Source organism: Blastococcus sp. SYSU DS0510, assembly GCF_054050835.1.
Genome location: NZ_JBJHAC010000002.1, coordinates 195,438 through 216,235, shown reverse-complemented (window position 1 = coordinate 216,235; position 20,798 = coordinate 195,438). Strand labels below are relative to the sequence as shown.

Annotated in this window: 15 protein-coding genes; 10 read left to right on the top strand and 5 right to left on the bottom strand. The window is 76.0% G+C overall.

Translation table 11 applies throughout. From position 1 onward, the window contains the following. Nucleotides 1-46: 46 nt before the first annotated feature. The gene (sepH, locus tag ACI79P_RS02600) at nt 47-949 is read right to left on the bottom strand and encodes a septation protein SepH (protein WP_456579481.1); all 903 of its coding nucleotides are present in this window, start codon (nt 947-949) and stop codon (nt 47-49) included. Nucleotides 950-1,199: 250 nt separating this feature from the next. Here sepH and ACI79P_RS02595 point away from each other — a divergent pair, with 250 nt between their 5' ends. Both ACI79P_RS02595 and ACI79P_RS02590 read left to right on the top strand, forming a co-directional pair. Beyond that, entirely contained in the window at nt 1,200-3,098 is a 1,899-nt protein-coding gene (locus ACI79P_RS02595) for a S9 family peptidase (RefSeq protein WP_456579480.1), read from the top strand. Further along, entirely contained in the window at nt 3,095-4,543 is a 1,449-nt protein-coding gene (locus tag ACI79P_RS02590) for a circularly permuted type 2 ATP-grasp protein (RefSeq protein WP_456579479.1), read from the top strand. Before ACI79P_RS02595 ends, ACI79P_RS02590 begins: the two co-directional genes overlap by 4 nt. Nucleotides 4,544-4,597: 54 nt before the next feature. On the opposite strand, the gene ACI79P_RS02585 is transcribed toward ACI79P_RS02590, so the two are convergent. From ACI79P_RS02585 to ACI79P_RS02575, 3 genes are all read right to left on the bottom strand, one after another. After that, a complete protein-coding gene (locus ACI79P_RS02585; RefSeq protein ID WP_456579478.1) occupies nt 4,598-7,279 on the bottom strand; it encodes an ATP-binding protein in 2,682 nt (893 codons plus the stop codon). Between the two features lie 88 nt (nt 7,280-7,367). After that, complete coding sequence (gene serC / locus ACI79P_RS02580; RefSeq protein ID WP_456579477.1) at nt 7,368-8,480, bottom strand: phosphoserine transaminase; 1,113 nt, start codon at nt 8,478-8,480, stop codon at nt 7,368-7,370. 94 nt (nt 8,481-8,574) lie between these two features. Continuing rightward, on the bottom strand, nt 8,575-9,696 hold the full coding sequence (locus ACI79P_RS02575) for a citrate synthase 2 (RefSeq protein ID WP_456579476.1): 1,122 nt from the start codon (nt 9,694-9,696) through the stop codon (nt 8,575-8,577). Nucleotides 9,697-9,850: 154 nt separating this feature from the next. Here ACI79P_RS02575 and pdxH point away from each other — a divergent pair, with 154 nt between their 5' ends. Next, nucleotides 9,851-10,498: a pyridoxamine 5'-phosphate oxidase gene (gene pdxH / locus ACI79P_RS02570; protein WP_456579475.1), complete on the top strand. Its 648-nt coding sequence runs from the start codon at nt 9,851-9,853 to the stop codon at nt 10,496-10,498. Beyond that, nucleotides 10,495-11,820, top strand: coding sequence for an MFS transporter (locus ACI79P_RS02565; RefSeq protein WP_456579474.1), 1,326 nt, complete (start codon nt 10,495-10,497; stop codon nt 11,818-11,820). The genes pdxH and ACI79P_RS02565 overlap by 4 nt, the downstream gene beginning before the upstream one ends. 113 nt (nt 11,821-11,933) lie before the next feature. Here ACI79P_RS02565 and ACI79P_RS02560 read toward each other — a convergent pair whose 3' ends face one another. Further along, entirely contained in the window at nt 11,934-12,602 is a 669-nt protein-coding gene (locus ACI79P_RS02560; protein WP_456579473.1) for a UdgX family uracil-DNA binding protein, read from the bottom strand. Nucleotides 12,603-12,743: 141 nt separating this feature from the next. Between ACI79P_RS02560 and ACI79P_RS02555 the strand changes: the two genes are divergently transcribed. The 6 genes from ACI79P_RS02555 (at nt 12,744) to ACI79P_RS02530 (ending at nt 20,798) form a co-directional block, all read left to right on the top strand. Continuing rightward, complete coding sequence (locus ACI79P_RS02555; RefSeq protein WP_456579472.1) at nt 12,744-13,652, top strand: ABC transporter ATP-binding protein; 909 nt, start codon at nt 12,744-12,746, stop codon at nt 13,650-13,652. Next, nucleotides 13,649-14,833, top strand: a complete 1,185-nt coding sequence (locus ACI79P_RS02550) for an ABC transporter permease (protein ID WP_456579471.1) — start codon at nt 13,649-13,651, stop codon at nt 14,831-14,833. The genes ACI79P_RS02555 and ACI79P_RS02550 overlap by 4 nt, the downstream gene beginning before the upstream one ends. Before the next feature lie 37 nt (nt 14,834-14,870). Next, nucleotides 14,871-15,851: a TIGR03557 family F420-dependent LLM class oxidoreductase gene (locus ACI79P_RS02545; protein ID WP_456579470.1), complete on the top strand. Its 981-nt coding sequence runs from the start codon at nt 14,871-14,873 to the stop codon at nt 15,849-15,851. A 94-nt stretch (nt 15,852-15,945) separates the two neighbouring features. Beyond that, complete coding sequence (locus ACI79P_RS02540; protein ID WP_456579469.1) at nt 15,946-16,803, top strand: tetratricopeptide repeat protein; 858 nt, start codon at nt 15,946-15,948, stop codon at nt 16,801-16,803. A gap of 106 nt (nt 16,804-16,909) precedes the next feature. Then, nucleotides 16,910-19,732, top strand: coding sequence for a phosphoenolpyruvate carboxylase (gene ppc / locus ACI79P_RS02535; RefSeq protein WP_456579468.1), 2,823 nt, complete (start codon nt 16,910-16,912; stop codon nt 19,730-19,732). Then, the gene (locus ACI79P_RS02530) at nt 19,725-20,798 is read left to right on the top strand and encodes an inositol monophosphatase family protein (RefSeq protein WP_456579467.1); all 1,074 of its coding nucleotides are present in this window, start codon (nt 19,725-19,727) and stop codon (nt 20,796-20,798) included. The genes ppc and ACI79P_RS02530 overlap by 8 nt, the downstream gene beginning before the upstream one ends.

Here is a 20,798-nt window from a genome sequence, read left to right as displayed (position 1 = left end):
ACTGCATCAACTACCCAGCCGCGCGCGGGGTTCCACGCGGATCCGGTCAGCGGTTGCGGCGGACCCCGAAGACGATGTCCTCCCACGCCGGGATGCGGGCGCGCGGGTCCTCGTCGTCGTCCGTGCCGTCGCCGCCGCCCCGGCCGAGCACCACGGTGTCGTGCTCGGCGACCTCGTCCAGCAGGGCGGCCATCGGGTCGTCGTCGGCCGGGCTGCCGTCGGGGGCGTGCACGTCGCGGACGTGGGCGTCCTCCGCCGCGGCGGGGGCCGGCGCCGGCTCGGGGTTGCGCACCACCGCCACGGGGCGGCTGCGGGGCGCCGGCGTGGGCAGCCCGGCGGGCACCTCGGGCACGACCCGCACGAGGCGGGTGCCCTCGGCGAAGTCCGTCGTCGCCGCGTCGCCGGGGGTGACGGTGCGGGACGGGAGGTCGAAGTTCCACCGGGCGGTGCCGGACTTCGCCCCGGCGCGCCACTCGCCAGTGACCACCCAGGTGCCGTCCTCGTCGCGGAAGGCGTCCCACCGGACGGCGTCGATGTCGGTGTCGATCAGCCGCAGCCGCTCGACCATGAACTGCTGGAGCACGGCGCCCGGCGCGCCCTCGGTGAGCCGGACGCGCGCCTCGCGGGCCTGCGTGGCCACGCGCTCGCGCTCCTGCAGCACGGGGTGGGCGAAGCGCATGATCCGCTCCACCCGGGCGCCCGTGGCGGTGGCGACCTGCTCGGGGGTCTCGCCGGCGCGGATGCGCGACTGGATGACCCGGGGCGGCAGCTCGGTGCCGAGGTCGACGTCGATCTGGGTCAGCCGGCGGGCGTCCCCCCGGGCCGCGGCGCGCACGCGCTCGTCGATCGGGAGCTCGAACCGCTCGCCCTCGGGGTGCTCGGGGCTGTCCGCGACGAGGACGAGGCTCTTCCCGTCGTCGGAGAGAGCCACGAGGCGCAGCGTGCGCATGGGCGACCTCCTGCAGCCGGCGCGGCGGGCCCGGACGAGACCCCGGTCTCCGAGGCTATCGGGACCGGCCGCGCGCGGCGCGCAGGCGCCCCGGCGTGGCGCGGCCGGGCGCGGGGTGGTGCAGCTCCCTCCGGCGGGGGGTGCGGGCGGGCACGACGCACGCCGATGACAGCGCTGACACGTGCCGGAAACGAACCCCCGCCACAGTGGGGGGCTCGCCGGCGGCGCCGCACCGAGCCGAGGAGGAGCGATGGCCAGTCCCGTGACCGAGCAGTGGACGGCCGCCCCCGCGGGCTGCGCAGCGCTGGAGGCGCTCGCGCCGCCGGAGGCGCTCCCCGCCGCGGTCCGCCGGGCCATCGCCGGGATCGCCGGGGCGACCGCCGCCTGGTGCCCCGCGCCGTCGCCCGACGGCCGCCGCGTCGCCTACGTCACCGACCGGACCGGGCTGCCCCGGCTCGAGGTCGCCGCGCTGGACGGGCGGATCCCTCCGGTCCAGGTGTCGGGGGCCGAGCAGGAGGTCATCTCCGTCTCCTGGTCCCCCGACGGGGAGCGGCTGGCCTACCTGGTGAGCCCCGGCGGCTCCATCTGCGCCGAGTTGCACGTGGTCCGCCCCGACGGCACGGGTCACCGGCTGGTCGCCGGCGCCGACCCGCGGGCGGCCGTCCTCGCCGGCTGCTGGGTGGACGCCCGGCGCTACGCCTGCTCGATCGCCCCGGGCGCCGGGCCCGACGCCGACGTCGTGCTGGTCGACGTGGTCACCGGCGAGCAGCGGACGCTCGCCTCCGGGGGGTTCCTGGCCGTGACCGCGGTCTCCGCCGACCGGCGCACGGTGCTGGCCCGGCGCGGGCCGCGCGCCTACCGCCACATCGTCGTCATCGACGTCGCGACCGGCATCCAGCGGCGGGTGGTGCCGCTCGACGCCCCCGGCGGGATCGCCTCCGAGGACGGCCGCTTCACCGATGGCGGGGCCACCGTGCACGTGCGCGCCGCGCTCCCCGGCCCGCCCGGGGCCGACCGCGCCGGCCTGGTCGCGGTCCCCCTCGACGCCGACGGCGTGCCGGGGCGGGGTCGGGTCGTCCTGCAGCGGGCCGACGCCGACCTGGACGGGTACGCGGTCCGCCCCGACGGCACCGTCCTCGCGGTGTGGAACGCCGACGGGGTGAGCGAGCTGTGGCTGCACGCGCGCTGCGACGGCGCCGTCGTGCGGCGGATCGAGCTGCCCGAACCGGTGCTCTCCGGCTGGGCGCCGGCCGCCGACGGCGACGCGCTGGTCGCCGAGCTCTCCGGGCCGCGTGCGCCCCGGGGGCTGTGGCGGGTGCCGCTGGACGGCGCCACCCCCGAGCCGCTGCCCTGCTCGGCCGCGCGGCGGCGGCTGACGGGGCTGGTCGAGCCGGTGCGCCACGAGTACGTCGCCCCCGACGGCGTCCGGCTGTCCGGGTGGCTGTACGAGCCGGCGGGCAGCCGCGGCCCCAACCGCACGGTGGTCAGCTTCCACGGCGGCCCCGAGGGCCAGGCGCGGCCGAACTGGTCGCCGATCACGCAGAGCATGGTGGCCGCGGGGCTCACCGTCTTCGCCCCCAACGTGCGGGGCTCCGGCGGCTTCGGCCGCGCCTTCATGACCGCCGACGACGGGCCGGCGCGCGAGGCCTCCTTCGCCGACGTCCGGACGACGGTGGACGAGCTGGTGACGGCGGGCATCGCCGAGCCGGGCCGGGTCGGCGCGCACGGCTGGTCCTACGGCGGGTACCTCACCCTGGTCGCGCTGACCCGCTGGCCGGAGCTGTTCGCGGCCGGTACCTCGCTGGCCGGCATGAGCGACCTGCGCACCTTCTTCGCCGGCACCGAGCCGTGGATGGCCGCGGCCTCGGTGACCGAGTACGGCGACCCGGTCGCCGACCGCGACATGCTGGCCGCGCTCTCCCCGATGACGACCCTGGACCGGTTGACCGCCCCGGTGCTGCTGGCCCACGGGGACCGTGACACCAACGTGCCCGTGGCCGAGTCGGTGCAGGCCCACCAGGCGCTGCAGGCCCGCGGTGCCCGCGCCGACCTGCTGCTCTTCCCGGGCGAGGGCCACGCGATCGTGGGCCGGGAGAACCTGGTCGAACTGGGCGAGCGGCTCGCCGCCTGGTTCGATCGGTGGCTGTGAGCGGGGAACTCTTCGCCGGCTACCCCACCGACCGCACCGACGAGGCCGTCGGGGCCGACGGCCGGCTGCGCGACGGCTGGGCCGGGCCGGTCGCCGCCCTCGAGCGGCTGGGTGCCCCCGGGCTCGCGGCCGCGGAGGCGGAGCTGGCGCGGCGGCGGCAGGAGCACGGCGTCGTCGTCGGCACGTGGGCCGACGGCCGGCAGCAGCTGCGGCCGGTCGCCTTGGACCCGGTGCCGCGGCTGGTCGACGCCGGCGCGTGGCGGGCGGTGTCGGCCGGGATGGCCCAGCGGCACCGCGCGCTGAACGCCTTCCTCGACGACGCCTACCGGCCCGCGGGCCGCCGGCGCAGCGATCCGGACCGTGCGGCGGAGATCGTGCGGGCCGGTGCCCTGCCCGAGTGGGCGGTGGCGCACGGCCCCGGCCGGGACCCCGACGCCGTCTCCCGCGCCTGGCGGGGGCAGCCGCGCGCCGCCGTCGCCGCGGCCGACCTCGTCCGCACCGGCGACGGGGGCTGGGCGGTGGTCCGCGACCACCTGCGCGCGCCGGCGGGCATCGGCTACGCGCTCGCCGACCGGGACAGCGCCCGCGCGCTGCTGCCGCAGCTCCCCGCCGCCGCCGGGGAGCGGCTCCGGGACCCCGCCGACGCGATCCCGCTGCTGGCCGGCGCGCTGGCGGACGCCGCCCCGCCGGGGGTCGCCGGGGCGCCGCGCGCGGCGGTGCTCACCCAGGGCGAGAGCGACGGCGCCTGGTTCGAGCACCGGGTGCTGGCCGAGGCGCTCGACGCCCCGCTGGTGCGGGCCGGCGACCTCTGGCCGCGCGGTGACGGCGGGGTGGAGGCCGCCGTCGACGGTGGCCGTGTCCCCGTCGACGTCCTCTACCGGCGCTTCGACGACGCGCTGCTCGGCGCCTACCCGACCGGTGCGGGGGTGCCGCTGGACGCGGCCCTCACCGAGGCGGTGCGGGCCGGGCGGCTGGGGCTGGCCAACGTGCCCGGCAACGGGGTGGCCGACGACGCGGCCGGCTACGCGTGGGTGCCGGCGATGATCCGCTTCTACCTCGGCGAGGAGCCGCTGCTGGCGTCGGCCCGCACCTGGGTGCTCGCCGACCCGGCCGCGTGCGCCGAGGTCGCCGGCCGGCTGGACGAGCTCGAGGTGGAGACCGTCGCCGGGTACGGCGGCCGGCGTGTCGTGCACGGCCCGACCTGCTCGGGGGAGGAGCTGGCCGCGCTGCGCGCCGAGATCACCGCCGCCCCGCACCGGTTCGTGGCCCGCGAGCCGCTGATCCCCTCCACGGCGCCCACGCTGGTCGACGGGTGCCTGCGTCCGCGGCCGGTGGAGCTGCGGGTGTTCTCGGTGGCCGGGGGAGCCACGACCACGCTGCCGCTCGCGCTGACCAGGGTGCTGGGGGCGGAGCCCGTGACCAAGGACACCTGGCTGCTGCGCTGACGGCCGCGGTCGAACCCCGGCCGGTGGGCGAGCCTCGACTCCCGCGCCGGCGGCTCAGGCGGCCGGCCGCAGCGCCGACCGGATCCGGACCGTCGTCCCCTCGGGGCTCGGGACGGCGGTGACCTCGGCGACGGCGCTCATGATCGTCGAGCCGCGGCCGCGGTCCATGCTCGGGACGCGCTCCCGCCACTGGCCGTGGTCGCGGACGGTGATCTCCACGACGCCGTCCTCGACGACCGCGGTCACCTCGATGACCGGCTCGGTGGGGTGCTGGGCGTGCTCGATCGCGTTGCTGGCCGCCTCGCACGCTGCCAGGAGGAGGTCGTAGGACTGCTCCTCGCCGACCCCGGCGTCGGCCAGCAGGCCGCGGAGGCGGCGGCGCACGACGGGGATGGACGAGAGCGCGGACGGCAGCCGCCAGTGCGCCCGGTGCCCACCGTCCGGGGTGCCGGGCCGGGGCTCGGCAGCGGGCACCGGCCCCGGCCGCCCGACCGCCGTGGCGACCAGCGGGGCGGGCAGCGGGGAGGTCGCCGGCGGGGGTGGCTCGGCGACCCCGCCGGGCGTTGCCGGGGCCACGGCGCGCCCGGCTCCCCGCTCGAGCGCCACCCGGACCCGGGCGAGCAGCTCCGCGGCGCGGAACGGCTTGGCCAGGTAGTCGTCGGCGCCGGCCTCCAGCCCCTCGACGGAGGCCTCCTGCCCGGCGCGCGCGGTCAGCATGATCACCGGGAGGTGGCGGGTGGCCGGGTCGGCGCGCAGCGCCCGGAGCAGCTCGAAGCCGTCCACCTTGGGCATCATCACGTCGGTCAGCACGAGGGCCGGGCGCCGCTCGGCCACCGCGGCGAGCGCCTCCTCGCCGTCGGCCGCCGTGCGCACCGCCCAGAAGGACCGCAGCAGCCGGGCGAGGTAGCCGCGCATGTCGGCGTTGTCGTCGACCACCAGCACCTCGGCCGCGTCCGGGGAGGCGTCGGGCCGCCCGGACGGGCGTGAGCCGGCCTGCTCCCAGCCCTCGGCCTCCCCGCGGGCGGCGTCGGAAGGGGCGGCCGCGTCGCCATCGGTCGCGGCATCGGGGGTGCCGTACGGCAGGGCGACGGTGAAGGTGCTGCCGCGCCCCGGCTCGCTGGTGACCGTGACGGTGCCGCCGTGCAGCGCGGCGAGCTCCTGCACCAGCGCCAGGCCGATCCCGGTGCCCTCGCGCGTGCGTGCGGCCGCCCCGGCGACGCGGTGGAAGCGCTGGAACAGCCGGGGGAGCTCCTCGGCGACGATGCCCACGCCGGTGTCCGCGACGGTGAGCACGAGGCGGTCGTCGGTCCCGCGGAGGGCCACGTCGATCCCGCCCACGAAGGTGTACTTCACGGCGTTGGCGAGCAGGTTGACGACGATCTTCTCCCACATGCGGGGGTCGACGTGGGCCGCGCGGCCCAGGGGTGGGCAGTCGACGGTGAGGCGCAGCCCGGCCCGCTCGGCGGCCGACCGGAAGATGCCGGCGAGCTCGGCGGTGAAGGTGGCCACGTCCGTCTCGACCCGCACCGGCGTGGCCCGCCCCGCCTCGATGCCGGCGAAGTCCAGGAGGTCGTCGACCAGGCGCCGCAGCCGCCGGCCGTTGCGCACGGCGAGGGTGACCAGCTCGCGCACGTCGGGGGTGAGCGCGGCGTCGGGGTCCTCGAGCACGTCGACGAGCGGGCCCAGCAGCAGGGTGAGCGGCGTGCGCAGCTCGTGGCTGACGTCGGCGAAGAACGTCGTCTTGGCGCGGTCGAGCTCGGCGAGGGACTCGGCCCGCCGCCGCTCGCTCTCGAACGCCCGGACGGTCGTGACGGCGGCGGCGAACTGCCCGGCCATCACGTCGTGGAAGGAGGTGTAGTCCGCGTCCAGCGCGCGGTTCGGGTTGCGGCCGACCACCAGCCGGCCGAGCGGTCCGCCGTCGCCGCCGGTGGGCAGCGGCAGCACCACCGCATCGGTGACCGGATCGCCGAACGGGCCGCCGACGACTCCCAGCGCGGCCACGTCGCCGGGGAACCCCGCCGGGTCCAGCGGTGCGGTGGCCGGCAGCAGGTCGGCGGGGCACCCGGCGGCGGACACCAGGCGGAACCGCGCGTCGCCGGGCTCGGCCAGGTACACCGCGGCGAAGGGCACGTCCAGGCACTCCTGGGTCAGCGTGCGGCACATGGCGGCGACCACCTCGGCCTCCTCGCCCAGCCGCGTGCCCACGGCGGCGAGCTCGCGCAGCAGGTGCTGGCGGCGGCGGCCGAGCACCTCGTGGGTGACCTCGGCGCAGACGGCGTGGATGCCGGCGACCCGGCCGTCGTCGTCGAAGGCCGGTGCGTGGGAGACGGTGAAGTAGGTCTCCTCCCGGTACCCGGCCCGCTCCAGCGGCAGCAGCAGCTCGGGCATCCACGACGCGTCGAGGGTGCTCATCGCGTGCTCGATGGGTGGCCGCAGGGCGTCCCACGTCTCGGGCTGGGTCAGCCGGATGTCCTTGCCGATCGCCGGGTGCTTCGCGCCGAGCACCGGGGCGTAGGCGTCGTTGTAGAACTGCAGCAGGTCGGGGCCCCAGCAGACGATCATCGGGAACCGCGAGACCAGCACCGTGCGGACGGCCATGCGCAGGCTCACCGGCCACGTCTCGACGGGGCCCACCGAGGTCGCGGACCAGTCGAAGGCCGCCATCAGCCGCGCGGCCTCGCCCCCGGCGGCGAAGAGCTCACCACCGTCGGCGCCCGCGGGCACACCGGGTCCCACACCCACCTCCACCGAGAAAACCCTGCACGACCCCCCCGGTCGGCTGCCCGACCGGCTCCGACCCCACGGGGGCCGGCTCCCGCCGCCCCTACAGGCGCTCCACGACGTAGTCGATGCACGCCGTCAGCGCCTGCACGTCGTCCGGGTCGACGGCGGGGAACATGCCGACCCGCAGCTGGTTGCGGCCGAGCTTGCGGTAGGGCTCCACGTCGACGATGCCGTTGGCGCGCAGCGTCGCGGCCAGCGCCGCGGCGTCGACGGAGCCGGCGAAGTCGACGGTGCCGACGACGTAGCTGCGGTGGTCGCGCTCGGTGACGAACGGCGCGGCGTACGCCGACCGCTCCGCCCAGCCGTAGAGCCGCGACGAGGACTCCCGGGTGCGCTCGACCGTGCCGGTCAGGCCACCCAGGGACAGCATCCAGTCGATCTGGTCGGCGAGCAGGAACAGCGTGGCGACGGCCGGGGTGTTGTAGGTCTGGTCCTTCGCGGAGTTCTCGACGGCGACGGAGAGGTCGAGGAAGCCGGGCACCCATCGGCCCGACGCCTTGATCTCGGCGATCCGCTGCAGTGCGTCGGCCGACATCAGCGCCACCCACAGCCCGCCGTCGGCGGCGAAGGACTTCTGCGGGGCGAAGTAGTAGACGTCGGTCTGCGAGACGTCGACGGGCAGGCCGCCGGCGCCGGAGGTGGCGTCGACGAGCACGAGGGCGTCCTCGGTGCCGCTGGGCCGGGAGATCGGGGCCATGACGCCGGTCGAGGTCTCGTTGTGCGCCCACGCGTAGGCGTCGACGCCCGAGGTCGCGGCCGGCACCGCCAGGGAACCGGGCGGGGCGGTGACGACGACCGGGTCGCCGAGGAAGGGCGCCTCCGCCGCCGCGGCGGCGAACTTCGCGGAGAACTCGCCGTAGGTGCCGAAGGCGGCGCGGTCGCGGATCAGCCCGAACAGCGCGGCGTCCCAGAAGGCGGTGGTCCCGCCGTTGCCGAGCACCACCTCGTAGCCGTCCGGGAGGTCGAACAGCTGGGTGAGCCCCTCCCGGATCCGGCGGACCAGGGCCCGCACCGGCGCCTGGCGGTGCGAGGTGCCCATGACCGCCGCCCCCGCGCCGGCCAGGGCGCGCAACGCCTCGGGGCGCACCTTGGACGGCCCGCACCCGAACCGGCCGTCGGCCGGCAGCAGCGCGGCGGGGATGGTGACGGTCATGCCGGGCGAAGCCTCTCGAGGTGACGTGCTGGAACGGCCACCCTTCAGGGCCCCACGCCGAGCTCGCGAGGCGTGGGGGAAGGGCGGTCCTTCGTCAGGCCGGCTGGGCGGCCTGGTGGTTGATGGTGTCCCAGCCCTCGACGGCCTCGGGCTTGCGGGGCTCGGGCCCGATGTAGCGGGCCGACGGGCGCACGAGACGGCCGGTGTTCTTCTGCTCGAGGATGTGCGCGCACCAGCCGGCGGTGCGGGCGCAGGTGAACATCGAGGTGAACATGTGGCTGGGCACCTCGGCGAAGTCCAGGACGATCGCCGCCCAGAACTCCACGTTGGTCTCGACCGGCCGGTCGGGGCGCCGCTCGCGCAACTCCTTGAGGGCGGCGTTCTCCAGGGCCAGGGCGGCCTCGAAACGCGGGGCGCCGAGCTCCTGCGCCGACCGGCGCAGCACGCGGGCGCGCGGGTCCTCGGCGCGGTAGACCCGGTGGCCGAAGCCCATCAACCGCTCCTTGCGGTCGAGCAGGTCCTTCACGTACTTCTCGGCGTCGCCGGTCTTCTCGACGTCGTCGAGCATGTGCAGCACCCGGGAGGGGGCGCCGCCGTGCAGCGGGCCGGACATCGCGCCGATCGCGCCGGACATGGCGGCGGCGACGTCGGCGCCGGTGGAGGCGATGACGCGGGCGGTGAACGTCGAGGCGTTCATGCCGTGCTCGGCGGCGGAGGTCCAGTAGGCGTCGACCGCGGCCACGTGGCGGGGGTCGGGCTCGCCGCGCCAGCGGACCATGAAGCGCTCGACGATCGTCGCGGCCTCGTCGATGCGGCTCTGCGGGACGGCGGGGACGCCGATGCCGCGGGCGGACTGGGCGACGTAGGACAGCGCCATCACCGCGGCGCGGGCCAGCTGGTCGCGGGCCTCGTCGGCGCTGATGTCGAGCAGCGGGCGGTAGCCCCAGAAGGGGGCCAGCATCGCCAGGGCGGCCTGCACGTCGACGCGCACGTCGCCGCTGTGCACCGGGATGGGGAACGGCTCGGCCGGCGGCAGCCCGGGGCCGAACTTGCCGTCGACCAGCAGCGCCCAGACGTTGCCGAAGGTGACCTTGCCGACCAGGTCCTCGATGTCGACGCCGCGGTAGCGCAGTGCACCGCCGTCCTTGTCCGGTTCGGCGATCTCGGTCTCGAAGGCGATGACGCCTTCCAGGCCGGGTACGAAGTCGTCGGCCATCTCGCATGCTCCTCTGCGCGCGGACCACGTGCGCGCAGGGAACTGGCGCACGGATTGCCTGCCGACCCTAGGCCGTCCACCCCACGCCGGCACACGGGGGGCGGTGCGAGCGCCCTCCCGAGCCGCCGCGCCCGCCCGGTGTCAGCATGACGGCGTGCCCGACCTGACCCGCATGCGCAACGACTACACGCTGGGGCGGCTGCGCGAGGAGGAGCTCGCCCCCACGTGGGTCGAGCAGTTCGACCGCTGGTTCGCCGACGCGGTCGCCGCAGAGCTCCCCGAGCCCAACGCCGTCGTCGTGGCGACCGCCGACGCCGACGGCGCCCCGGACGCCCGGGTCGTGCTGATGAAGGGCTACGACACCGACGGCATCGTCTTCGGCACCAGCTACGCCTCGGCCAAGGGTGCGCAGCTGGCGGTGAACCCGCGGGCCGCGCTCGTCTTCCCCTGGCACGCGCTGCAGCGGCAGGTGCGGGTGAGCGGGCGGGTGGAGCGGATCGGCGACGCCGCCTCCGACGGGCTGTGGGACCCCCGGCCGCGCGGGTCGCAGCTGGCCGCCGTCGCCTCGGTGCAGTCGACCGTCGTCGACTCCCGGGAGGAGCTCGAGGCGCGCGTGCGGCTGCTGGACGAGCAGACGCCGGAGGGGAAGCTGCCCCGGCCCGAGGTGTGGGGTGGCTACCGGGTGGTGCCCGACCGGGTGGAGTTCTGGCAGGGCGGTGCGGACCGGTTGCACGACCGGCTGCGGTTCGTGCGCGACTCGGCCGAGGGCGGGGGCTGGATCGTGCAGCGGCTCGCGCCGTGAGCCAGCCGGTCGACCCGGTCGAGGGCGGGGCGCCGGTCGAGGAGCCCGTCCCGGAGCGGGTGCGCCGGCGGGGCTGGGCGATCGACACCACGCCGCTGCGGGACCCGCGCTTCCGGCGGCTCTTCTGGGGCATCGCCACCACCACGATCGGCCAGCAGATGACGCTGGTGGCCGTCCCCTTCCAGGTCTACCTGCTGACCGGCTCGTCGTTCATGGTCGGCGTGACGTCGGTCGTCGCGCTCGTCCCGCTGATCGTCTTCGGGCTCCTCGGCGGCGCGATCGCGGACGCCATGGACCGCCGGCGGCTGCTGGTGGTCACCTCGGTCGGCGCGGCGGTGACCAGCGCGCTGCTCGCGGCGCAGGCGCTGCTCCCGGGTGGGGGGAACCTCGTCCTCCTGTGGATCCTCACCGCGGCGGTCTCCGCCTTCACCGCCGTCAACTCACCGACCCGCTACGCCGTCATCCCGGCGCTCGTGGGCACGGCCGGCGTGCCCGCCGCGAACGCGCTCGCCATGACCGTCCGGCAGATCGGCGTGATCGTGGGCCCGCTCCTCGCGGGGCTGCTGATCGGCCTCGGGTCCCTGTTCACCGCCTACGCCATCGACGCCGTGGGGTTCGTGGTCGCCGCCGTGCTGCTCCGCGGGCTGCCGCCGCTGCCGCCGGGCCGGGACGCCGGGAAACTGCGGCTGGGTGCAGCCGTGCACGGCGTCTGGGAGGGCTTCGCGTTCCTGCGCACCCAACCCGTGCTGCTCATGACGTTCGTCGTCGACATCATCGCGATGCTGTTCGCCTGGCCCCAGGCGGTGTTCCCCGAGCTGTCCGAGACCCGGTACGCCGACTCGCCCAACAGCCTGGGCTGGCTGTTCGCGGGGATCTCGATCGGCGCGCTGGTCATGGGGCTGACCTCGGGCTGGGTGTCGAAGGTCGACCGGCAGGGCGCGGTCGTGATCGTCTCGATCGCGGTGTGGGGCGTGGCGATCATCGGCTTCGGCTACGCCCCGACGCTGTGGCTGGCGGTGCTGTGCCTGGCCGTCGCGGGGGCGGGGGACATGGTGAGCGCGGTGCTGCGCAGCGCGATGCTGCAGACGGCGGCCCCGGAGGAGATGCGCGGCCGGATGCAGGGCGTCTTCATCGTCGTGGTCACGGGGGGCCCGCGGCTGGGCGACCTGCGCGCCGGTGCGCTGGCCAGCGCTGCGGGCGTCTCGTTCGCGATGGTGTCCGGCGGCGTCGTCGTGGTGCTCGCGATGGTCGCCGTCGCGCTGCTGGTGCCCTCGTTCTGGCTGTTCCGGGCCTCCCGCTCGACCGTCGACCGCACCGGCTGAGGGAAGGTCCGGCCGGGCTCGCCCGCCCCCGAGAGTGGCGAGGCCGGCCGGACGCCGGGAGGGCATAACCGGCACCTGCCGTTCCTACTCACCGGTAGTCCCGGAGAGTGGGATCAGGCCAGTGTGGCGGCGACCGTGCGCAGGTCGGCGACGAGGGCGTCGTAGGCGGCGGCGCGGGCCTCGCCGGGGGTGCGCAGGATCGCCGACGGGTGCGTGGTCGCGAGGATCCACGTCTGGTGCGGCGCGTCCTCGTCGTCGTCCTCGGTCGGCGCCGGCGCGCCCGGCGGCGTCCAGGGCAGCAGCTGCCCGTGGTCGCGGGTGATGCGGAACGACGGGGAGATCAGCCCCTTGGCCGCCGTCGCGCCGAGCGCCACCACCACGTCGGGCTGCAGGATGGCGAGCTCCGCGTCGAGCCACGGCCGGCACGCGCGCAGGTGCTCCGGCCGCGGCGTCTGGTGGATCCGCCGCTTGCCCTTCACCGTGTGCGAGAAGTGCTTCACCGAGTTGGTGACGTAGCTGTCCCGCCGGTCGATGCCGGCGTCGGCCAGGGCCTTGTCCAGCAGCCGGCCCGCCGGCCCCACGAAGGGCTCGCCCGTGCGGTCCTCCTGGTCGCCCGGCTGCTCGCCGACGAAGACCACCCGGGCGGTCTCGGGCCCCTCGCCGAACACCGTCTGGGTGGTGTCCTGCCACAGCTCGCAGGCGGTGCACCCGGCCGCCGCCGACCGCAGCTGCTCCAGGCCCACCCCGGAGGGCGGCTGCGCCACGCCGTCGCGCTCGCTCATGGGCCGATGAGACCCCACCGGCGCGGAGGTCGCGAGGTGAACAGTCGGGGTCGATCACCCCGGGGGCGGCTCGGTCGCCCCGCGGTGATCGTGAGCGCCGCTACGGTTCCCGGCGGTGGTGTCGGCAGCAGGAGGAGACAGGTGCTCGAGTTCGACGGGCTGCAGAAGAGCTTCGGCGACCTCCGTGTCCTCGACGGCGTGGGCTTCGCGGTGGCGCCGGGGTCGATGTTCGGGTTCTGCGGCTCCAACGGGGCGGGGAAGACGACGACGATGCGGATCGCCATGGGGCTGGTCAGGCCCGACGCGGGCGAGGTGCGCTGGCAGGGCCGCCCGCTGGACGAGGCCGCCCGCAGCCGCATCGGCTACATGCCGGAGGAGCGCGGGCTCTACCCGAAGATGAAGGTCGGCGAGCAGGTCACCTACTTCGCCCGGCTGCACGGCATGGACGCCGCCGCCGCGGCCAGGGCGTCGGAGGAGTGGGTGGGCCGGCTCGGCCTCGGTGACCGCCGCGGCGACCCGGTGGAGAAGCTGTCGCTGGGCAACCAGCAGCGGGTGCAGCTCGCCGCCGCCCTGGTGAGCCGGCCCGAGGTGCTCATCCTCGACGAACCGTTCTCCGGCCTCGACCCGGTCGGCGTCGACTCCCTGGCCGAGGCGCTGCTGGAGCAGGTGCGCACCGGCGTCCCCGTCGTCTTCTCCAGCCACCAGCTGGACCTCGTCGAGCGGCTGTGCGACTCGGTCGGCATCCTCGCCCGCGGCCGCATGGTCGCCACCGGCACCGTCGACGAGCTGCGCCGGCGCGAGGCGGGCCGGTTGCTCCGGGTCGTCGTCCCCGACGCGCCGCAGGGCTGGGCCGACGCGCTGCCCGGCGTCCGCGTGGTCTCCGAGTCCGCCGGCGACACGCTGCTCGACCTCGGCGCCGGCGGCGACGACCAGGCCGTCCTCGCGACCGCCGTCCGCACCGGGCGGGTCACCCACTTCGCCTGGCGCGAGCCCACCCTCGTGGAGCTGTTCCGCGAGGCCGTCGCCCAGCCGCAGGAGATGGCCGCGTGACCGCGCCGAGCACCCTGAGCAGCGCCGCCAAGGTCCGGCTGGTCGCTGCGCGCGAGCTCTCCACCCGGATCCGGGACAAGAGCTTCATCATCAGCTCGATCGTCATCCTGGTCGCCATCGTCGGCGCGATGGCCTTCCAGGTGGTCGTCAGCTCCGGCGGCGACGAGACGCGGGTCGGCGTCGTGGGCGGCGACGCCGCCGTGACCGCCTCTCTCGAGGCCCAGGGGGAGGCGCTGGACGTCGACGTCACCGTGGTCGAGCTCGACGACGAGGCCGCCGCCCGCGCCGCGGTGGACGCCGAGGAGGTCGACGGCGCCCTGCTGGCCGGCGCCGACCCGGAGCTGCTGGTCCGCGAGTCCGCCGGCGGCGCCCTGCAGGCGGTCGTGCAGGGCGCGGTCGGCCAGCTCGCCGTCGCCGAGCAGCTCGCCGAGGCCGGCCTCACCGGCCTGGACGTGCCCGAGGTCGAGGTCACCCCGCTGGAGAGCGGCGCCGCGACCGACGGCCAGCGGGTGGTCACGGCGATCATCGGCGTCGTCCTGCTCTACAGCCTGCTGATCCTGTTCGGCCAGTTCATCGCGCAGGGCGTGGTCGAGGAGAAGGCCAGCCGGGTCGTCGAGCTGCTGCTGGCGACCATGCGCCCGTGGCAGTTGCTCGCCGGCAAGATCCTCGGCCTGGGGGTGCTGGCGCTGGGCCAGATGGTGCTGATCGGCGTCGTCGGCGTCGTGGGGGTCCTCGCCTTCGACGTCGTCGAGGTGCCCGGGGAGCTGGTCGGCACCGTGCTCACGGTGATCGCCTGGTTCCTGCTCGGCTACGCCTTCTACGCCGCGGTCTTCGCGGTGGCGGCCTCGCTGGTGAGCCGCCAGGAGGACCTCGCCACGGTGCTCATGCCGACGTCCATGGTCCTGATCGTCGCCTTCTTCGTCGGCATCCAGGCCGCCTCCGACCCCTCCGGCGGCCTGGCCCGGGTGACGTCGTACGTGCCGGGGCTCTCGCCGCTGGTCATGCCGGTGCGGCAGGCCGCCGGCGACGTCGCTCCCTGGGAGGTCGGGCTGGCCGTGGCGCTGATGCTGGCCGCCATCGCGCTGATCGTCCGGCTCGGCGGCCGGGTCTACGCCGGGGCGCTGCTGCGCACCAGCGGGAAGATCAAGGTCCGGGAGGCGCTGCGCGCCGAGCGCGTCTGAAGATTGGCCTCCGGGGCGACCCGGGTAGCCGGGCGGCATGGCGATGCAGCTGGGCTACACGATGATGACCGAGCAGGCCGGGCCGAGGGACCTCGTCCGCCACGTGGTCGGTGCCGAGGAAGTGGGCTTCGACTTCGCCGTCAGCAGCGACCACTACTTCCCGTGGCTGGACGAGATGGGTCACTCGCCCAACGCCTGGGTGACCCTGGGCGCTGCGGCGCAGGCGACCAGCCGCATCCCCCTGATGACCTACGTGACCTGCCCCACGTTCCGCTACCACCCGGCGGTCGTGGCGCAGCAGGCCGCGACCCTGCAGATCCTCTCCGAGGGGCGCTTCACCCTGGGCCTCGGGGCGGGCGAGAACCTCAACGAGCACGTCGTCGGCGGCGGGTGGCCCGGGGCCGACGTGCGGCACGAGCGGATCGTCGAGGCCCTGGAGATCATCCGCGACCTGTTCGACGGCAAGGGGTACACCAACTTCCGCGGCGAGCACTTCGACGTCGAGTCCGCGAAGCTCTGGGACCTCCCGGAGAAGCGGGTGCCCATCGGGTTCGCCGCCGGCGGGAAGCAGGCGGCCAGGATCGCCGGTGAGCTGGCCGACGTCCTGATCGCGACCGACCCTCTGAGCGAGCTCGTCGAGGAGTTCGAGGGCGCCGGCGGTGCCGGCAAGTCCAAGATCGCGCAGATGCCGATCAGCTTCGGCACCGACGAGGACGCCGCGGTGCAGCGGGCGCACAGCCTCTTCCGCTGGTTCGGCCTGGGCTGGAAGGTCAACGCCGAGCTGCCCGGCCCGGCGGCCTTCGAGGGCGCGTCCCAGTTCGTCACGCCGGACGACGTCGCCGGGTCGATCCCCTGCGGCGACGACGTCGAGGCGGTCATCGAGGCCGCCGAGGAGTACGCCGAGGCGGGGTTCACCCACCTGGCCCTGGTGCAGATCGGCGGGGACCAGCAGGAGCCCTACCTCGACTGGGTGCGCAGCTCGCTGATGCCGGCCTGGCGCGAGGCCTTCGGCAGCTGATCGGGTGATCCCGCCGCCGCGGGCCGCTCCCTTGGGGTGAGGTCCGGCGGCGAGGGGGCGCGCCGCGGGCCCCCTCGCCGCGATCATCGGCGGCATGACCGAGGACCTGGACGGGCGGCTGCGGCGGCTGCTCGCCTCCGACGACGCCGACGCGCTGATCGACCTCGGCTGCGATCTGGCCGACGCCGGCCGGCAGACCGACGCCGAGGCCTGCTTCCGCCGCGCGTTCGACCTGGGTGACTCGGTCGCCGCCTTCAACCTCGGCAACTCCCTCGCCGCGCAGAGCCGCTGGGAGGAGGCGGTCGACGCCTACGAGGTCGCGCTGCGCGGCGGCGAGGCCGACGCCTGGCGCAACCTCGGCCTGGTGCTGGAGGACCTCGGTGACCTCGCCGGGGCCATGCGCGCCTACCGGGGCGCCGCGGCCGCAGGCGACCTGGAGGGCGGGCTGCAGCTGGCGTTCCTGCTCCGCGAGCAGGGTGAGCGCGAGCAGGCCATGGCGGTGGCCGAGGAGTTCGCCGCCGCCGGCGACGAGGAGGCGGCAGCCGTCGTCGCCTGCTGGCGCTGGTGCTCGTCGCTGGACCCGGCCCTGGAGGAGGACCTCCGCGCCGGCCAGCACCACTTCCCGGCCGCCCGCGCCGACCTCGCGCACCTCCTGCGCGAGACCGGCCGCGCGGCCGAGGCCCGCTCGGTGCTCGAGCGCGGCGCCAAGCTCGGCGAGCAGGTGGCCTGGCTGCCGCTGGGCAACCTCTACCGCGAGGAGCTCGGCGACGAGGAGGCGGCCGAGGAGGCCTACCGCAGCGGCATCGCCGCCGGTGACCCCTACTGCCACCAGAACCTCGGCGTGCTGCTGGCCGACCGCGGCGACCTCGAGGGGGCGGTCGAGCAGTTCCGCCTGGGCGCGGCGGCCGGCGACCAGCTCGCGGCGCAGTGCCTCCGGGAGCTCGAGCACTGAGAGGACCCCGTCCTCCTCACCCCTCGCAGGCTCGGGGTGAGCCTCTGGACGGAGCCTGTAGCGGGGGCGACACGAATGCGTCACCTGCATCCCCGATAATCGCGGTGTGAGCGAAGCCACTGTCGACGTCGCCGATCTCCGCCGCCACGGTTCGCCCGGTGCCGCTGACCGGGCGGACGACGAACCGCTGCGGGAGGACATCCGCCTCCTGGGGCGCGTCCTCGGCGAGGTGATCGGCGAGCAGGCCGGGCCCGACGTGCTGGAGCTGGTCGAGTCCACCCGCGTCGAGGCGTTCCGCATCCGCCGCTCGGAGGTGGACCGCGCCGAGCTCGCCGACCGGCTCGCCGGGCTCGACGTCCGCTCGGCCAACCACGTCATCCGCGCTTTCAGCCACTTCTCGCTGCTGGCCAACCTCGCCGAGGACATCCACCACGAGCGCCGCCGGCGGCACCACCGGCGCGCGGGGTCCCCACCGCAGCAGGGCAGCCTGGCGGCGGCGTTCGCGCTGCTGGACGAGGCGGGCGTCGGCGAGGACACGGTCGCCCGCGAGCTCGCCGGCGCCCTGGTCTGCCCGGTCGTCACCGCCCACCCCACCGAGGTGCGCCGCAAGACCGTCTTCCAGGTGCAGCGGCAGGTCACCGAGCTGATCCGGCAGCGCGACCGCGCCGCCGACGGCGACGTGGACCCGCAGTGGTCGGCCCGGCTCTGGCGCTCGGTGCTGACGCTGTGGCAGACGGCGCTGCTGCGGCTCTCCCGGCTGCGGCTGACCGACGAGATCGACGAGGCGCTGCGCTACTACGAGCTCTCGCTGTTCGAAGTGGTACCGGCGATCAACGCCGAGGTGCGCCGCGCGGTCGAGCAGCGCTGGCCCGGGGCGGGGGTGCTGCGCCGGCCGATGCTGCTGCCCGGCTCGTGGATCGGCGGGGACCGCGACGGCAACCCCTTCGTCACCGCCGAGGCGCTGCGCCGGGCCACCTCCCGGCAGGCCGCGACGGCCCTGACGCACCACCTGGCCGAGCTCGCGGCGCTCCGCGACGAGCTGTCGATGTCCGACCGGCTGGTCACGCCGACGCCCGAGCTCTACCACCTCGCCGAGGCCTCGCGGGACGACTCCCCGTTCCGCGCCGACGAGCCCTACCGGCGGGCGCTCACCGGCATCTCCGCGCGGCTGGCGGCCACCGCCGCACGGGTACCGGGGGCGGAGCCGGGGGACGCCGGGGCGCTGCCGTCGCTGCCCCCGTACGACGGTCCCGACGAGCTGCGCGCCGACCTGGACCTCGTCGACGCCTCGCTGCGCAGCCACGGGGCCGGCGCCCTCGCCGACGACCGCCTGCTGCGCCTGCGGGAGTCGGTCGAGGTGTTCGGCTTCCACCTGTGCGGGCTGGACCTGCGGCAGAACTCGTCGGTGCACGAGCAGGTGGTCGCGGAGCTGCTCGCCTGGGCCGGGGTGTGCGACGACTACGCCGGGCTCGACGAGGCCGCGCGGGTGGAGCTGCTGGCCGGCGAGCTGGCCCTGCGTCGGCCGCTGGTCCGGCCCGGCGCCGAGCTGTCGGAGGAGGCCCGGAAGGAGCTCGACGTCCTGCTCGCCGCGGCCGAGCGGGTGGCGCTGCTGGGGCCGCGGACGATCCCGAACTACGTGATCAGCATGTGCGAGTCGGTGAGCGACGTCCTCGAGGTCGCCGTCCTGCTCAAGGAGGTCGGCCTGCTCGACCCGGCCGGCGCTTCGTCGTCCCCCACCCACCCCGGTCCCACCTGCCCGGTGGGCATCTCGCCGCTGTTCGAGACGATCGACGACCTGCAGGCCGCCGCCACCACGCTCGGCGCGGTCCTCGGCCAGCCCCTGTACCGCCGGCTCCTGGCCAACCGCGGCGACGTGCAGGAGGTCATGCTCGGCTACTCCGACAGCAACAAGGACGGCGGCTACCTCGCCGCCAACTGGGCGCTCTACCGGGCCGAGCTGGACCTGGTGGAGCTCGCCCGCCGCGAGGGCATCCGGCTGCGGCTCTTCCACGGCCGCGGCGGCACCGTGGGACGCGGCGGCGGGCCCAGCTACGAGGCGATCCGCGCCCAGCCGCCGGGCGCGGTGGCCGGCGCCCTGCGGGTCACCGAGCAGGGGGAGGTGATCGCCGCCAAGTACGCCGATCCCGACCTCGCCCGGCGGAACCTCGAGGCGCTCGTCGCCGCCACCCTGGAGTCGACGCTGCTCGACGTCGAGGGGCTCGGCGCCGACGCGGAGGAGGCCTACGCACTGCTCGACGACCTCGCCGCCCGCGCTCAGCGCGCGTACCGGGAGCTGGTGCACGACACCCCCGGGTTCGTGCAGTGGTTCCGCGCGGCCACGCCGATCGGCGAGCTGGCCGAGCTCAACATCGGCAGCCGCCCGCCCTCGCGGAAGGCCGGGGACTCCATCGCCGACCTGCGGGCGATCCCGTGGGTGTTCAGCTGGTCGCAGACGCGGATCATGCTGCCCGGCTGGTACGGCACCGGCTCCGCGCTCGAGGAGTGGGTCGGGGACTCCGCGGAGCGGCTGGAGCGCCTGCGCGAGCTGCACCGGCGGTGGCCGTTCTTCCGCACGGTGCTGTCCAACATGGGCATGGTGCTGGCCAAGACCGACCTCGGGCTCGCGGCCCGCTACGCCGAGCTCGTGCCGGACGAGGAGCTGCGCTCGCGGGTCTTCGACACGATCGTCGCCGAGCACGAGCGCACCTGCCGGATGGCGCTGGCGGTCACCGGCGACGACGACCTGCTGGCCGACAACCCGTCGCTGGCCCGCTCGATCCGCAACCGGTTCCCCTACCTCGAGCCGCTGCACCACCTGCAGGTCGAGATGCTGCGGCGGCGGCGAGGCGGGGAGGACGACGAGCTCACCAGCCGCAACATCCAGCTGACCATCAACGGCATCGCGACCGCGCTGCGCAACAGTGGCTGAGCCAGGGCTGCGCACCGCGACCCGCTGCGACCTCCCGGCCGCGGCCGAGGCGCTGGGGCTGTCGCCGGCCGCGCTGGCCCCGGCGGTGCTCGACCCCTGGGCGCGGGTGCTGGTCGGCGACGAGGGCCAGGTGGCGCTGGTCCGCCGGCAGTGGACCGAGGACGCCACCGCCGTCGCCGTGGTCATCCGACGGGCGGGGGTGCCGCTGGACCACCCGGTGGTGCTCGCCGCCGCGGCCGCGTGGGGCTGCGACCGGGTGCGGCACCTCGCGACCGGCCGGTCCGTCGAGGTGCCGGCGCCCCCCGCCGACGCGCCCCTCCCGCTGCGCTTCGCCCACCTGGCCGCGCTGGCGGCCACCCGTGTGGAGACCGCGGTCGCGCTCGCCCACGGCACCGGGGAGGCGCGGACCAAGCACGACGGCAGCCCCGCGGTCGCCGCCGACGACGCCGCCCACGCTGCTGCCGTCGCCGTCCTGGGGAACCTGGGCGTTCCGGTGCTCAGCGAGGAGAGCCGCGACACCGTGGTCGCCGCCGGGCGGCCCTGGATCGTGCTCGACCCGCTCGACGGCACGGGGAACTTCGCCGCCGGCCTGCCGCCGTGGGCGTTCTCGGCCGCGCTCGTGCACGAGGGCCGGCCGGTGGCCGGGCTGGTCGCCGACCTCTCCTCGGGGCGGCGGTGGGCCGCGGTCGAGGGTCACGGCGCGGTGCGCGACGGGGTGCCGGTGCACACCCGGGCCGGCGGCACCGTCGTCGTCCCCAGCGGGCCGCGGGGCGGGGCGGTGGCGGTGCCCGCGACGGCCCGCCGGGTGCGGATCACCGGCTGCACCGCCGTCGACCTCTGCCTGGTCGCCGACGGGGCGGCGGCGGCCTGGCACGACCTCGACCGCGGCGGCACCCACGTGCACGACGTCGCCGGCGGGCTGGCGGTGCTGCTGGCGGCCGGGGGCGCGGTCCTCACCGACCGCGGGGAGCCGCTCCGGCTGCTGCCCGACACCGGCGGGCTGATCCGCTTCGTGGCCGCCGCCGACGAGGCGGCGGCGCGGGAACTGCTGGCCGCGCTGCGCTGA